A 13,993-nucleotide genomic window follows, 5' to 3' on the forward strand; every position below is an offset into this window, starting at 1 on the left:
TGCTGGCTGGCCCGGGGCTGGCTGGCATTTTTCATCGTGTCCGGCGTGTTAAATGTTGACTCATTTGCTCCGGTATTGCACTGACTAATAAACATGATTATTCGAGTCAAGAAATGAATCGGCAATATGCAACGCCTAGCCAGATGCCCGGCACAGGAAAGGGATCGACCCAGATGAACACGCACAATCCCAACGATTTTCGTTATCGCGTCCGGCGTTCCGATGATGCCTCCACCCGCTTCGACCGGATCCCGCTGGCCGTGCGAACGCTGTCGAGCAACACGCTGTTCCAGGGCGAGCACGAGATCGGCATCGAGCATCATGGTGCGCTCTACCGGCTGAAGATCACCCGGCAGGGCAAGCTCATTCTCAACAAGTAAAAAGGTATCAGGGGTTAAGACATGGACCAGCGCGTAAAACCCGCCCCGCATGAAATCCGGCGGGCACGGACCGACAATCCGAAAGCGCGCGAGCGTGACCTGGCGGCCCAGCTCGGCATTTCGGAGGCCGAACTGGTGGCCGCGCATTGCGGCGACGGCGTCGTGCGCGTCGAGCCGCGCGTCAACGATCTTCTGACCGGCCTCGAGGCCGTCGGCGAGGTTATGGCGCTGACACGTAACGAAAGCGCGGTGCACGAAAAGATCGGCGTCTATGACAAGGTGGTTACCGGCAACCACAATGCCATGGTGCTTGGCGAGAACATCGACCTGCGCATCTTCCCGAAAGTCTGGGCGCATGGCTTCGCTGTGGAAAAGCGTGACGGCGAAGAGATCCGCCGCAGCCTGCAGTTCTTCGACGCGGCGGGCGAGGCGGTGCACAAGGTGCATCTGCGTCCGGCTTCCAGCCTCTACGCCTACCAGAAGCTGGTCGCCGCTCTGGCATCGTCGAACCAGGAGCCGACGATCGATATTTCGGGGCCAATCCCCGATGATGAGAGCGAGGCCGAAGCAACCACCGCCAATCTTGACGACCTGCGCGACCGCTGGAGTCGGCTGACCGATGTGCACCAGTTCTTCGGCATGCTGAAGACACTGAAGCTCAGCCGCCGCCAGGCAGTTCGCATGGTCGGAACGGACTATGCCTGGCTGCTCGACAATGACGCGGTCCGCGCCATGTTCCATCACGCTTCCGAAGGCGAGATGCCGATCATGTGCTTTGTCGGCAACCGCGGCTGCATCCAGATCCATTCCGGACCGGTCAGGTCGATCAAGCCGATGGGGCCGTGGATCAATGTGCTCGACGAGACCTTCCATCTGCATCTGCGCACCGACCACATCCATGAAGTCTGGGCGGTGCGCAAGCCGACCAAGGATGGCCATGTCACCTCGCTCGAGGTCTATGCCGCCGACGGCGAGATGATCATCCAGTTCTTCGGCAAGCGCCATGAAGGCGAAAGCGAGCGCGACGATTGGCGATTCCTGGCAGAAAATCTGCCGCGTATCCCAAATCCGACAGCAGCCTGAGGAGAACGACAATGGGCTGTTTTTCCAGGATCGTCGCCGGCCCGATGGTCGGCCTTGCCTTGGCTTTTACCGCGCTGCAACCGGCTGATGCCGCCGAGGGCGTTTCCGTTTTCTCCGATCCGTCGAAGATCGCCGCCATAGGCGGCTCGATCACGGAAATCGTCTATGCGCTTGGCGAGGAGAAGCATCTGGTGGCGCGCGATTCCACCAGCCGATATCCAAAGGCGGTGCTCGACCTGCCCGATGTCGGCTATATGCGCGCGCTGTCGCCGGAGGGCGTGCTGTCGGTCAATCCGACCGGCATCCTGGCGTTGCAGGGCAGCGGTCCCAAGGAAGCGGTCGACGTGCTGAAGAAGACGAGCATCCCCTTCATCGAAGTGCCTGAACATTATAGCCGTGAGGGCATCCTGGAGAAGGTCCGTATCATCGGCAAGGCGCTGGGGGCCGACGCCAAGGCCGAGGTGCTCGCCAGGGACCTCGATGACAGGCTGACATCAGCCGAAAAGCAGACTGCCTCGATCAAGGAACGCAAGCGGGTCCTGTTCGTGCTGTCGGTCCAGGGCGGCAAGATCCTGGCGGCCGGCAGCGAAACCGCGGCCGACGGCATGGTCAGGCTGGCCGGCGGCGTCAATGCCGTCGAAGGCTTTTCCGGCTACAAGCAGATGTCCGACGAGGCGATCATCACCGCCAGGCCGGATGTGATCCTGATGATGAGCAATGCCGGGCCGCCGGTATCGGACGATGAATTGTTCGGCAATCCGTCCGTCGCCTCGACGCCGGCAGGTGCCGCCCGCAAATTGATCCGCATCGATGGCGCTTATCTGCTCGGCTTCGGGCCGCGTACGGCCGACGCCATCCACGACCTCGCCGTCTCGCTCTATGGCGGGCAGGTCACGGACTGAGCGTGCGCATCATGGTCGATCAATCGATCGCCGGCCCGGTGAAGGCGATGAGTGTATCCGAAGGCGATCGCTCGGGCCGCGCCCGTATCGTCATCGTGCTGCTGTGCCTCGGGCTCGCCGCCGCCGTATTTCTATCGCTTACGTCAGGCGCATCGGACGCATCGGCCGTCAATGTCATCAGGGACTGGCTGTCCGGAGCTGTTCCATTTGATGCGGCGCTGAGCGCGCGTGACAGCCTGATCGTCTACGATATCCGACTGCCGCGCATCATCCTCGGTATACTGGTCGGCGCGGCGCTCGCGGTCTCGGGTGCCGTCATGCAGGGGCTGTTCCGCAATCCGCTGGCCGATCCCGGCCTGATCGGCGTTTCGGCCGGCTCCAGCCTCGGCGCCGTGGCCATTATCGTGCTTGGCGCCACCATTCTGGCGCCGGTAACGGCTTTGTTCGGCACGCTTGCCCTGCCGATGGCGGCGTTCTTCGGCGGTCTCGCCACGACCCTGGTGCTCTACCAGGTCGCCACGCGGCGCGGGCAGACCTCGGTAGCCACCATGCTGCTCGCCGGCATCGCGCTGGCAGCGCTTGCCATGGCGCTGACCGGCATCCTCATCTTCATGGCTGACGATCGTCAGTTGCGGGACTTGACCTTCTGGTCGCTGGGATCCCTTGGCGGCGCAACCTGGGCGAAGATCGCGTCCGTCGGGCCGATCATCATATTGGCTCTGGCGGCAATGCCTTTCCTGGCGCGGGGTCTCAACGCCCTGGCGCTTGGCGAGGCGACCGCCGGCCATCTCGGCATACCCGTCCAGCGGTTGAAATACACCGCCATCATCGGTGTCTCGGCGGCGGTCGGTGCGTCCGTCGCCGTCAGCGGCGGCATCGGCTTCGTCGGCATCGTCGTGCCGCATCTGCTGCGCCTGCTGATCGGCCCAGACAATCGTTATCTTTTGCCGGCCTCGGCACTGCTTGGGGCCTCGCTGCTGCTGCTTGCCGATGCCGTCGCACGTACCATCGTGGCGCCGGCGGAACTGCCGATCGGCATTGTCACCGCGGTCGCCGGCGCGCCGTTCTTCCTATGGATCCTGCTGCGCAAGCGAGGCGTCGTTGACCTGTGAAGTTCGGGATTTGTGAGGCTGGGATGATCGAGGCAAGGGATGTTTCGGTTGATATCGCCGGCAAACGTATCGTCGGCGGTGTCGATTTCGATGCGCGACCCGGCGAAATCGCGGCAATCGTCGGCCCCAACGGCTCGGGCAAGACGACCTTCCTGAAGGCGTTGTCCGGCGAGCTTGCCCATACCGGGCGCGTCGCCCTCAACGGCCGCGACCTTGCGGCGATGAAGCCGGTCGAGATTGCCGTCCATCGCGCGGTCCTGCCACAGGCGACGACGCTGTCGTTTCCATTCACCGTGCGCGAGGTGGTCAAGCTCGGGCTTGTCGGCGGCCGCTCGGGTGCCTTGCCTGGCGAGGATGCGCGGCTGCCGGAACGGGCGTTGGCACGCGTCGACCTCGACGGTTTCGCGGGGCGGTTCTACCAGGAGCTTTCGGGCGGCGAGCAGCAGCGCGTCCAGCTTGCGCGCGTGCTGTGCCAGGTCTGGGCACCGGTGCTCGACGGCAAGCCGCGCTACCTGTTCCTCGACGAGCCTGTTTCCAGCCTCGACATCAAGCACCAGCTGATCATCATGAACATCGCCCGTGACTTCGCCAGAAGGGGAGGCGGCGTGGTCGCCATCCTGCACGACCTCAACCTGACGGCCATGTATGCCGACCGCATCTTCGTCATGCATCTCGGCCGGCTGGCCGCGACCGGCTCGCCGCAAGAGGTGCTGAGCGACGATTTGATCGAAAAAGTGTTCGATTGCCGGCTCAGGGTCGGTGTGTTGCCAGCCGGCAATATGCCGTTCGTGCTGCCGCAATCCTCGGTCGGTTGATATTCAGGTGAGGCCGGCCTGCGAACGGTGGTTTCCTGCGCTTCCGGTACTCACGTACCCTCAGGCGGCCGGGGCGCGGCGTTCCAGCATGTCGATGCCAAGCAGGTTGCGCACATTCGGCCTTGCCGCCACCATATCGGCGATCGTGTAGCGGGAAAGCACGGCGAAGAAGGCGTTGAGCGCCTCGCGCAGCGCTGAATTCAACGCGCAGCTGTCGACCAGCGGGCACTCGGCCGCATCGTTCTCGAAGCATTCGGCCATGGCGAAGCTTTCCTCGGTGACGCGCACGACGTCAAAGAGGCTGATCGCCTCGGCGGCACGGCCAAGCCGGACACCGCCATTGCGGCCGCGCACGGTCTCGACCAGGCCATGCTCGACCAGCGGCTGCAGGATCTTGAACAGGAAAAGTTCCGAAACGGAGTAGGCGGTCGCGATTTCGGGAATGCGGCTCAACCGGTCATTGTTGGCGGCACAATACATCAGGATACGCATGGCATAGTTGGTCTGGCGGGTAAGCCGCATTTCGTCCTCGCTAGGCGCCGGCGTGGTGCGACCACGCCAGATTCCAGAACTTTGCCGACGCGGCTGTGACCCGGAATTTCGGAGTCGCCACACTGGCCTCGAGCGAATATGGCCTATACCTTGGAATAATTCCAGACTAGCTTCGCGTTATAGATGAATATTCTCGTCAACTTTATGTGCGCAACCGGGCGGAACGCGGGGAAAACCGGTCGTCACGGGCATTTCGGCTGATGAAACCCTAGATAGGCCGGAGATCGACCAGTGGTCGACCAGAGACCGATCGGTGGTCGTCCAGAGATCGACCAGCGGTTGACCAGAGATCGGCGAGGAGCAGTTCGTCCATGTCACAATCGGCTTCGTCCCTGGCGCCTGTCCGTTTCGATGCCGATGCGGCAGCCAAGCTCTCGGCGCTGCGGCGGACCAAATTCATCGCCACGGCCGCGCTGGCGCTTTGCGTGTTGGTGTTCGCCCTGGCCAAGTCGTTCGAGAGCTCCTATCCATGGCTGGGGTTCGTCGCCGCGTTCGCCGAGGCGGCGACCATTGGCGGCCTGGCCGACTGGTACGCGGTGGTGGCGCTGTTCAGGCGGCCGCTCGGGCTGCCGATCCCGCACACCGCCATCATCCCGGAAAACCAGAACCGCATCGCTGACAATCTCGGCCGCTTCATCGAGGCCAATTTCCTGGCGCCGGAGCCGGTGCGGGAAAAACTCGCCGAGGTGGATTTTGCCGCACTCGTCGCCGACTGGCTGACTGATGTCGAACGCGCCGCCGGCCTGTCGCGCTTCGTCGTGCGGCTGGTGCCACAGACGCTGGCCGCCGTCGAGCAATCCGGCCTGCGCGGCTTCGTCACCAGCCGCATGCTCGAACAGATCGAAAAGGTGCCGCTGGCGCCGCTGGCGGCGGAGCTCCTGTCGGCGCTCACCGACGACCGCCGCCACCAGAAACTGTTCGACGAGTTCATCAAGGTGGTCGGCCGCTTCCTCAATGATGAACAGGCGCTGGCGACGATGCGTGAGAAAATCCGCGAGGAATTGCCGTCGCTGTTCAACCTGTTCAGAGCCGACGCCTATCTTCTGAAGAAGATCGTCGCGTCTGCGAGCTCTCTGCTAGAGGAAGTGCGCGCCGATCCGGACCATCCAATGCGCGCCGAGTTCGACCGTTTCGCGCAAGGCTTCGTCGAACGGCTGCGGACGTCCAAGCAATATGCAAAGCGTGCCGAGAAGATGAAACACGATTTCCTCGCCCGCCCCGAAGTCAGGGCGCTGGCCGGGGACATGTGGCAGAGCCTCAGCCTGTTCATCGAGCAGGACGCCAAGGCGCCGAATTCGGTGATCCGCGCGCATCTCGCCAACATGTTCGTCGAGGTCGGCCGCCATCTTGCCGGCGATGCGCGGATCCGGGCCGACATGAACCGGGGGTTCGTCGTGGCGCTGGCCTCCTTCGTCGAGAGCCAGAAGAGCGGCGTGTCGAAATTCATAGCCGACCAGGTCAAGCGCTGGGACCTTGGCCAGCTGACGCGGCTGATCGAGATGAACATTGGCCGAGACCTGCAGTACATCCGCTTCAACGGCATGATCATCGGCGGGCTGGCGGGCATAGTGCTTTATACGATCGAGTTGCTGCTCCCGGTCAATTGATTCCGCGTCCATCGCCATGCCTGTGTCCGAATGGACACGCGAGTGCTATTCTCCGACGAGGGCGCCCGCATCCGCGGCGACAGGGGAGAAGACGTCATGGCAAAACAACCGGAATCCGATTCCTTCATGGACATGTTCGGCAAATTCGGCCGCGACCTGAAGGTGCCCAATGTCGATGTCGAGGCGATCCTCGCCCATCACCGCAAGAACCTGGAAGCGCTGGAGAAGGCGGCGCGAGCCAGCGCAGCCGGAGCGACCTCGCTGTTGTCAAGGCAACGCGAGATGCTGCAGGACACGTTGCGCGAGGTTGCCGACGTGGCGCAGGGCTACAGGGCGCCGGGCAATCCGCAGGAACTCATGGCCAAGCAGACGGAGTTCGCCAGGAAATCATTCGAGGCGGCGCTCAAGAATGCAGGCGAAGTGGCTGAATTGGCCCGGAAATCCGGCAGCGAATCGATCGACATCCTGCGCGCGCGCATCAAGGAGGCGATGGAGGAAATCCGCGCCGGCTACGAGAAGAAGTAGGTCCGCGTGGGCCGTTGTCCGCATTCTCCACGCGGATCGTCGGCACTCCCTACCCGCTTGCGCATAGTTGCATCGGCGCCACGCGTCAGGCGGCATGGCACGATTCAGCCGGAATTCGGCGGAACGGATTCACGCAAGGCGAATTGACAGGAGCCGTCCGTTCGTGGTCCGGAGGCACTGCAAGCTATCGGGAAAGCAGGAATGACTGAAGTACGGCCTAAAACGCCGCCGACCTACGAGCAGTTGAGGACGATGTCCGGGCAGGAACTGGGCGTCTCGGAATGGACCACGGTCGACCAGAACCGTATCAACCAGTTCGCCGAATGCACCGGCGACCATCAATGGATCCATGTCGATCCCGAGCGGGCGCGGCGGCAAAGCCCGTTCCGCACGACGATCGCGCACGGCTACCTGACGCTGTCGATCATCGGCGCGCTGGCGCTCGGCATGGGCATAGTGCCCGAGAACACCCAGGCCGCCTTCAACTACGGCTTCGACAAGGTGCGCTTCCTCGCGCCGGTCAAGGTCGGCGCACGGATCAGGCTGCGCACGGTCCTGCTTTCCATGGAAGACAGAGGGCCCGGCCAATACCTGATGAAGGCGGCCAACACCGTCGAGATCGAAGGCGAGGAAAAGCCGGCACTGACGGCCGAAACGCTGGTCATGCTTTACGAGCGCCGCAAACGCGCGGGGGCCTGAGCGCACCCCGCCCAAGCCCCTGCGGTTTTTCAGCTGACTGCGCCTTGCCGGCTCCGCAAACGCTTCAGCGCGCATAATGTCGTTACCGCGAGCACCGTGGCATAGAAGGCCAGCGGCCATGCCGTATCGCCGCCCAGCAGGATGACGAAGAACGTGCCTGCGATGCCCGTGATCAGGCTTTGGGCGCAGAAATAGAGCGCCACAGCGGTTCCCGCGACATCCCCGAACGCTTCGAGCGCGCCGTTCGCGGTGACCGATCCAGCAAGGACGATGCCTACCGCCATCACCCACATCGGCAGGACGAAGGTGACGAAAGAGGGCGCGGCGAATACCTGTCCGATCACCAGCATCGATGCGCCGAGAAGCAACCATCGCCATGCCGCGTGCCAGGCTGCCCGCGGTGCCCCAGCGCGCGATGAATGGCCTGGCAAGCCGGGTGGTTGCGATCATCACCAGTGCCGCCGTCGCAAAGGCAAGGCTGAAACCGACCTGCGTGAAACCGGCACGATCGATGAGCACGCGCGGTGCCGTCGAGAAGAACACGAAGAACGTGCCCATGGCCGCGGCGAAGCCGAGCGTATAGGTCCAGAAGGCAAAGCTGCGCAAGATCGGGCCGAAAGCCGGTCGCGTTCCGGAGTCATTCAGGGCGCGCGTCTCGTGCCAGCGAAGCCAGGCATTAAGTGTGGCAGCCGTGGCCAGAACGCAGAGTGTGACGAAGATCGCACGCCAGCCGAAACCCTTGGCGATCACGGCGCCGGCGACCGGCCCCAGCGCCGGCACGAAGGCCAGCATGGAGCTGAACAGACCATAGATGACCGTGCCTTCAGATCGCTCCGCGTACACATCCCGAACCGTGGCGAAGGTCGCGACCAGTACGGCGGACGCACCCATGGCCTGGATGACGCGGAGCACGACGAAGGCAATGGCAAGTGACGTGCCGGCAAGCGCGATGGAAGCGCTTGCGAACAGGAGGCCGCCGCCGAGCAGCACCGGGCGCCTGCCGATCCGATCGGAGACCGGGCCGAAGACGATTTGGCCGAGGCCAAGGGTGATCATGTAGAGGCTCAGCGTCAGCTGAATGACCGAAGGCGATGTCCCGAGAGCCTCCGGCATCAGCGGAACGACCGGCAGGTAGATGTCCATGGCCAGCGAGGCCAGGATATCGAAAGGCGCCATCAGCAGCAGCGCTGACGGCAAGGAATAGGCCCATATCGGGCGTTTTGGAAAAGGCATGATTGAGCATCCGCACAAATGGTGAGATTTGGCGGCGATCTGCCGTTTCCTGGATGGTCTGATTTGACGGGGCAGAAGGCCGCAACAACGAGATGTTGTCGCGGCTTATTTGTCTGCTGACTTTGTGGTTCCCATACCGCTGTCCCGAAATTGACGTTGCAGGCATTCGCCTGCGCGCCGTTCAGTAACAGCCCGGGATCGGCTCGGCAACCGCCCGGGCAGGTCAGGAATTCCTGGGACGGGCACGGCCGGCAAAGCGGGGCGAGAACAGGGCGAGCAGCAGCGCAACCAGCGCCAGGGCCGTTGCCGTCTCAAAAGTGACCTGCATGCCCCGCGCGGCCGAGGCGGAGCCGAGAACATTCTGAGCACCAGCCGACGCAACCGCGAATATGGCGCCCATCAGGGATGCGCCGGTGATGAGGCCGAGATTGCGCGACAGGTTGAGCAGGCCCGACATGACGCCGCGTTCGCCGGCGCCGACACCGGTCATGACGGCCGCATTGTTGGAGGTCTGGAACAGGGCATAGCCGAAGCAGGTGACGGTGATCGGAACGACATAGCTGGCAATGCCGAGTTTCGTCATGGCGAGCGAGAGCAGGAACGTGCCCGCGGCAAGGCTGGTGAGCCCGGCGACCATCATCCTGTTGGCCCCGAAGCGATCGGAAAGCCGCCCAGCCAGCAGCGCCGACAGGGTCGAGACCAGCGGCCCGGTTGAAAGCACCAAGCCGACCATCGCGGCATCGAGCCCCAACCCTCGCGACAGATAGAACGGGGCAACCACCAAGGTTGCCATCATCACCGTGGCGACGATCAGGCTCATGGCCAGGCTGGCGCTGAGCCGCGGATCCCGGAAGCTGGCAAGCTGGATCAACGGGGTTTTCACTCTTGATTGCGTGACGACGAAGAGAACAACGCCGATGCCGGTCGCAACAAGCAGGCCAATTTTGAGCGCGCCGAAATTGCCTCGCCCAAGCGTCATGGCCAGTGCATACGCAGCCAGGGTCAGGGCCAGCAGGACAGTGCCTATCGCGTCGAACCCGCCTTGAGCGGTCTGCGCGTTCTTGTTGCTCGCGGGCAAGCCACGCCAGGCGAGGGCGAAGGTCAGGAGACCCAGCGGCACATTGACGAGAAAGATCGCGCGCCAGCCGAGGCCGGCGATCAGCAGGCCGCCGAGCGAGGGACCGAGGGTGGTGCCGATCGCCGACATGGCGCCGAGCAGGCCCATGGCGCTGCCGGTCCGCTCCTTGCTGACGGTTTCGGCGACAAAGGCCAGCGTCAGCGCCATCATCAATGCGGCGCCAAGCCCCTGCACGGCGCGCGTGGCGATCAGCAGCCAGAGCGTCGGCGCCAAGCCGCAGAGCGCCGATGCCGATGTGAACAACGCGATGCCGCCAAGCAGCAGCGGCCGGCGTCCGAACATGTCGGCCAGCCGCCCGGCGCTGACGATCAGCGTGGTGATGGCGAGGAGGTAGGCCAGAACCACCCATTGCACGGCCTGGAACGACGCCCCGAACGTCTGCATCAGCGAGGGTAACCCGACACTCGCAATGCTGGTCCCGAGCGACGACAGCAGCGTGGCGAGCGACAGGCTTGCCAAGGCCCAGCCGACCGCTTCTTTCTCTTGCGGGGCCGATGTCAGCCCATCTCGACCTTGTGTGGCGACTGCCATGGCGATCTCCTTTCATTCGCTCCGGAACCGGAGCCATCGGAGATCTAGTCTTGTGGTTGATATGGCGGAAGGCGCAGCATTTGCATCATATTCATGCGTCAAACGCCACATCATGTTATGATCCAAAGATGGCGTCTCCTGATCTCAATTTGCTGTTTGCTCTCGACGTGCTGCTGGCGGAAGGCAGCGTGGCCCGCGCCGCGCGCCGCCTGCGGCTCAGCCCCTCGGCGATGAGCCGGACGCTGGCGCGGCTGCGCGAGGCAACGGGCGATCCTCTGCTGGTGCGGGCCGGGCGCGGCCTGGTGGCGACGCCGCGTGCGGAGGAATTGCGGCGGCAGGTCGGCCCCGTCGTCCAGGACGCGGAGGTGCTGCTGCGTCCTGCTGAGTTGCTCGATCCCGCAAGCCTGGACAAGGTCTTCACCCTGCGCACCAATGAGGGTTTCGTCGAGGAATTCGGTCCTCGTCTCGTCGCGCGCATCGAGGTCGATGCGCCAGGAGTACGGCTGCGTTTCGCGCCGAAATCCGACAAGGATGTGCTGTCGCTGCGCGACGCGGCGATCGACCTGGAAATCGGCGTCGCCGGCGAAACCGGACCCGAAGTGCGCATCCAGGCCCTGTTTCGCGACCGCTTCATTGGTGCTGTTCGAGCCGGCCATCCCTTGAGCGAAGGCACGGTGACGCCAGAGCGTTATGCGGCGGGCCGGCATATCAGCGTTTCGCGGCGTGGCCGCGAGAAAGGGCCGATCGACGAGGCTTTGAGCGCGCTTGGCTTGCGGCGGACGGTCGTGTGCATGGTTTCGGGTTTCTCGGCGGCACTCGCCATGGCGCGCGCCTCGGACCTGATCGCCAGCGTGCCCGAGCGGCACACGGCCGGCGCGCGCGCCGGCATGCACAGTTTTCCACTGCCTGTCACGACCGTGGAGGTCACCATTTCGATGCTCTGGCATCCGCGCCTCGATGCCGATCCGGCGCAGCGCTGGATGCGCGACTGCGTGCGGGAGGTCTGTACGGGGCGCTGAGATCAGCGTGCCATCGCGGCCTCAAGCACCTTGAAGATCCGCTGGTCTTCGCACTGGGCGACGTTGAAGCGCAGGAAACGGCTGGCCGTCTGCGACAGGCTGAATGCGTTGCCAGGCGCCAGCACGACGTTGTCGGCCAGGGCATGGCGTGCAACGTCGGCCGCGTCCACGCCGTCGGGCAGGCCGCACCACAGGAACAGGCCGGCCGGCTGGTCGATCCAGGGCGTGACGCCGATCGCCTTCAGGCGAGTGCCGGTCTCGGCCATGGCGCGCGCAAGCTTGGCGCGCAGCAGATCCATATGCTTGCGGTAGCTGCCGTCCTTGAGCAGCGTCAGCACCAGTTCGGCCGCCAGCCGTCCGCCGCCGAAGGTGGTGGCGATCTTGAGGTCGGTCAGGCCCTCGATCCAGTCGCGGGGCGCTGCGATGAAACCGCAGCGGACCGAGGCCGACAGCGTCTTGGAGAAGCTGCCGATCTGGACGACGCGATGCAGCCCATCGAAGGCCGCCAGCCTGGGGGCAGGGGTGTGCTCGAAATCGGCGAAGATGTCGTCCTCGACGATGGTCAGGTCCGACTGGTCGGCGAGCTTGAGCAGACGATGCGCGGTGACCGGTGACAGGATTGCGCCGGTCGGGTTGTGGATGGCGGAGTTGGTGATGTAGAGGCGCGGCCGGTGTTCGGCGAGCGCCTGCGCGAACAGCTCGATATCAGGCCCCGACGGCGTGTAAGGAACACTGACGACCTTGGCGCGGTGGGCGCGCAGCAAAGCGTGGAAATTGAAGTAGCAGGGATCGTCGACCAGCACCGTGTCGGCGGGCTCGATCAGGAACCGGCACAGGAGGTCAATGGCCTGCGTGCCCGATTCCGTCAGCATGATCTGTTCAGGCGAGGCTTCGATGCCATGCCCGGCCATGCGCCGCGCCAAGAGTTGCCGCAGCGGCGGCAGGCCGAGCGGCGTGCCGTAGTCGGCAAGCGCGGCATCATCGGCGCGCGCTGCCGTGCGTAGCGCGCGACGCAGTCCGGCCTGGGGCATCCATGCGGCCGGCAGCCAGCCGCAGCCAGGTTTCAGCACCTCGTCGCCGGCGTCCAGCGACTGGCGCGAGACCCAGAGCGGATCGACGGCACGGTCGAGCCGGGGACCGATCTCGGCCAACGACAGCGGCGCTAGCGAGCCGGCGGCATAGAAGCCTGAGCCCGGCCGGGAGCGGATCGTGCCTTCGGCGGCCAGCCGCTCATAGGCTTCGACCACGGTGGACTTGGACACCTGCATGGATTGCGCGAAGGCGCGGATCGACGGCAGCCGGGCTCCCGGCGTCAGGCTGCGCGCGGCGATCCTTTGGCGGATGGCCGCCATGACGCTTTCGACCAGAGTGGGGGCGCCCAGGGCGCGCGCGCCATCAGTTTCCAAGGCGAGGTTGCTCATCCGTACTGCCCGTGATGCCATTACAGTTTCGCTGAATTGTACCCCATTGTCTCTGGCTGTGCCATGGCATCTGCCAGATACAGGGCGAAAGACATGGAGCCTGGAATGGACAAGACCGCGAACGGTTGGCTGAACGGATTTATCGGCGTGCTGATCTTCTCAGGCTCGCTGCCGGCGACGCGCGTTGCCGTGATGGATTTCGATCCGACATTCGTGACGTCAGCCCGCGCCGCGATTGCCGGATTGCTTGGCCTGGCAATGCTGCTCTTGTTCCGCCAGAAACGCCCGGAACGGGGCGATCTCTTGTCGCTGGCGATCGTCGCGCTTGGGGTGGTGGTCGGCTTTCCCTTGCTGACCGCGCTGGCGCTGAAGCACGTCACCTCAGCCCACTCGATCATCTTCGTCGGCCTGCTGCCACTGGCAACGGCGATCTTCGGCGTGCTGCGCGGCGGCGAGCGGCCAAGACCGGCGTTCTGGCTGTTTTCGTGCATCGGCAGCGCGCTCGTCGCTGGCTTTGCGTTGATGCAAGGCGTGACCGCGTCACCGCTCGGCGACGGCCTGATGCTGGGCGCCGTCGTCGTGTGCGGATTGGGCTACGCCGAGGGCGCCGCGCTGTCGCGCAGGCTCGGCGGCTGGCAAGTGATCTGCTGGGCGCTGACGCTGTCGCTGCCGATCATGCTGGTGCTGACTTTCGTGACGCTGCCGCCGTCCTTTGCCGCCGTCGGCGCCCACGCCTGGATCGGGCTCGCCTATGTCTCTCTGTTCAGCATGCTGATCGGCTTCGTGTTCTGGTATCGGGGGCTGGCGCAAGGCGGCATTGCCGCGGTGGGCCAGCTGCAATTGCTGCAGCCCTTCTTCGGCCTGGCGCTCGCGGCGAGCCTGCTGCACGAGCAGGTCAGCCCGCTGATGGTGGTAGTCACGCTGGGCGTCGTGGCGTGCGTGTTCGGGGCGAAGAAGTTCGCGCGCTAGTTCGGCA

The 13,993-nt window shown here is 64.4% G+C and carries 13 protein-coding genes and 1 pseudogene; 10 read left to right on the forward strand and 4 right to left on the reverse strand.

The annotated features are described in order from the left end of the window. The first annotated feature begins 173 nt into the window (after nt 1-173). From hemP to EB815_RS19995, 5 genes are read left to right on the forward strand one after another with little or no spacing between them, the layout of a single operon-like run. Complete coding sequence (hemP, locus tag EB815_RS19975; RefSeq protein ID WP_010909946.1) at nt 174-380, forward strand: hemin uptake protein HemP; 207 nt, start codon at nt 174-176, stop codon at nt 378-380. A gap of 21 nt (nt 381-401) precedes the next feature. Then, nucleotides 402-1,463, forward strand: coding sequence for a hemin-degrading factor (locus tag EB815_RS19980; protein ID WP_056572473.1), 1,062 nt, complete (start codon nt 402-404; stop codon nt 1,461-1,463). 11 nt (nt 1,464-1,474) lie between these two features. Further along, nucleotides 1,475-2,365 carry a heme/hemin ABC transporter substrate-binding protein gene (locus tag EB815_RS19985; protein WP_056572471.1) on the forward strand — a complete coding sequence of 297 codons (891 nt, stop codon included), beginning with the start codon at nt 1,475-1,477 and terminating at the stop codon, nt 2,363-2,365. An 11-nt stretch (nt 2,366-2,376) separates the two neighbouring features. Continuing rightward, entirely contained in the window at nt 2,377-3,477 is a 1,101-nt protein-coding gene (locus EB815_RS19990) for a FecCD family ABC transporter permease (RefSeq protein WP_056572469.1), read from the forward strand. Nucleotides 3,478-3,500: 23 nt separating this feature from the next. Further along, complete coding sequence (locus EB815_RS19995; protein ID WP_056572467.1) at nt 3,501-4,292, forward strand: heme ABC transporter ATP-binding protein; 792 nt, start codon at nt 3,501-3,503, stop codon at nt 4,290-4,292. A 60-nt stretch (nt 4,293-4,352) separates the two neighbouring features. On the opposite strand, the gene rirA is transcribed toward EB815_RS19995, so the two are convergent. Then, nucleotides 4,353-4,814, reverse strand: coding sequence for an iron-responsive transcriptional regulator RirA (gene rirA / locus EB815_RS20000; protein WP_056572465.1), 462 nt, complete (start codon nt 4,812-4,814; stop codon nt 4,353-4,355). Nucleotides 4,815-5,155: 341 nt separating this feature from the next. Here rirA and EB815_RS20005 point away from each other — a divergent pair, with 341 nt between their 5' ends. The 3 genes from EB815_RS20005 (at nt 5,156) to EB815_RS20015 (ending at nt 7,675) form a co-directional block, all read left to right on the forward strand. Next, nucleotides 5,156-6,451 carry a DUF445 domain-containing protein gene (locus EB815_RS20005; RefSeq protein WP_056572463.1) on the forward strand — a complete coding sequence of 432 codons (1,296 nt, stop codon included), beginning with the start codon at nt 5,156-5,158 and terminating at the stop codon, nt 6,449-6,451. A gap of 96 nt (nt 6,452-6,547) precedes the next feature. Next, nucleotides 6,548-6,976 (forward strand): phasin family protein, encoded by a 429-nt coding sequence (locus EB815_RS20010; RefSeq protein ID WP_056573427.1) that lies wholly within the window; start codon nt 6,548-6,550, stop codon nt 6,974-6,976. A gap of 201 nt (nt 6,977-7,177) precedes the next feature. Further along, nucleotides 7,178-7,675, forward strand: a complete 498-nt coding sequence (locus tag EB815_RS20015; RefSeq protein WP_027043813.1) for a MaoC family dehydratase — start codon at nt 7,178-7,180, stop codon at nt 7,673-7,675. A 29-nt stretch (nt 7,676-7,704) separates the two neighbouring features. Here the strand turns inward: EB815_RS20015 and cml are convergent. Next, nucleotides 7,705-8,908: pseudogene (gene cml, locus EB815_RS20020) on the reverse strand (CmlA/FloR family chloramphenicol efflux MFS transporter). Between the two features lie 223 nt (nt 8,909-9,131). Next, nucleotides 9,132-10,577, reverse strand: coding sequence for an MFS transporter (locus EB815_RS20025; RefSeq protein ID WP_056572459.1), 1,446 nt, complete (start codon nt 10,575-10,577; stop codon nt 9,132-9,134). 128 nt (nt 10,578-10,705) lie between these two features. Between EB815_RS20025 and EB815_RS20030 the strand changes: the two genes are divergently transcribed. Further along, nucleotides 10,706-11,596, forward strand: coding sequence for a LysR family transcriptional regulator (locus EB815_RS20030; protein WP_056572458.1), 891 nt, complete (start codon nt 10,706-10,708; stop codon nt 11,594-11,596). A gap of 2 nt (nt 11,597-11,598) precedes the next feature. Here EB815_RS20030 and EB815_RS20035 read toward each other — a convergent pair whose 3' ends face one another. Further along, a complete protein-coding gene (locus tag EB815_RS20035) occupies nt 11,599-13,017 on the reverse strand; it encodes a PLP-dependent aminotransferase family protein (protein ID WP_056572456.1) in 1,419 nt (472 codons plus the stop codon). A gap of 105 nt (nt 13,018-13,122) precedes the next feature. Here EB815_RS20035 and EB815_RS20040 point away from each other — a divergent pair, with 105 nt between their 5' ends. After that, entirely contained in the window at nt 13,123-13,986 is an 864-nt protein-coding gene (locus EB815_RS20040; RefSeq protein WP_056572454.1) for a DMT family transporter, read from the forward strand. Nucleotides 13,987-13,993: the final 7 nt, after the last annotated feature.

This window comes from Mesorhizobium loti (assembly GCF_013170705.1).
GTDB lineage: Bacteria > Pseudomonadota > Alphaproteobacteria > Rhizobiales > Rhizobiaceae > Mesorhizobium > Mesorhizobium loti_D.

Excerpts from the sequence above, each read along its gene's own strand:
- hemP (WP_010909946.1), top strand. The coding sequence starts at position 174 with ATGAACACGCACAATCCCAACGATTTTCGTTATCGCGTCCGGCGTTCC.
- EB815_RS19980 (WP_056572473.1), top strand. The coding sequence starts at position 402 with ATGGACCAGCGCGTAAAACCCGCCCCGCATGAAATCCGGCGGGCACGG.
- EB815_RS19985 (WP_056572471.1), top strand. The coding sequence starts at position 1,475 with ATGGGCTGTTTTTCCAGGATCGTCGCCGGCCCGATGGTCGGCCTTGCC.
- EB815_RS19990 (WP_056572469.1), top strand. The coding sequence starts at position 2,377 with ATGGTCGATCAATCGATCGCCGGCCCGGTGAAGGCGATGAGTGTATCC.
- EB815_RS19995 (WP_056572467.1), top strand. The coding sequence starts at position 3,501 with ATGATCGAGGCAAGGGATGTTTCGGTTGATATCGCCGGCAAACGTATC.
- rirA (WP_056572465.1), bottom strand. The coding sequence starts at position 4,814 with ATGCGGCTTACCCGCCAGACCAACTATGCCATGCGTATCCTGATGTAT.
- EB815_RS20005 (WP_056572463.1), top strand. The coding sequence starts at position 5,156 with ATGTCACAATCGGCTTCGTCCCTGGCGCCTGTCCGTTTCGATGCCGAT.
- EB815_RS20010 (WP_056573427.1), top strand. The coding sequence starts at position 6,548 with ATGGCAAAACAACCGGAATCCGATTCCTTCATGGACATGTTCGGCAAA.
- EB815_RS20015 (WP_027043813.1), top strand. The coding sequence starts at position 7,178 with ATGACTGAAGTACGGCCTAAAACGCCGCCGACCTACGAGCAGTTGAGG.
- EB815_RS20025 (WP_056572459.1), bottom strand. The coding sequence starts at position 10,577 with ATGGCAGTCGCCACACAAGGTCGAGATGGGCTGACATCGGCCCCGCAA.
- EB815_RS20030 (WP_056572458.1), top strand. The coding sequence starts at position 10,706 with ATGGCGTCTCCTGATCTCAATTTGCTGTTTGCTCTCGACGTGCTGCTG.
- EB815_RS20035 (WP_056572456.1), bottom strand. The coding sequence starts at position 13,017 with ATGAGCAACCTCGCCTTGGAAACTGATGGCGCGCGCGCCCTGGGCGCC.
- EB815_RS20040 (WP_056572454.1), top strand. The coding sequence starts at position 13,123 with ATGGACAAGACCGCGAACGGTTGGCTGAACGGATTTATCGGCGTGCTG.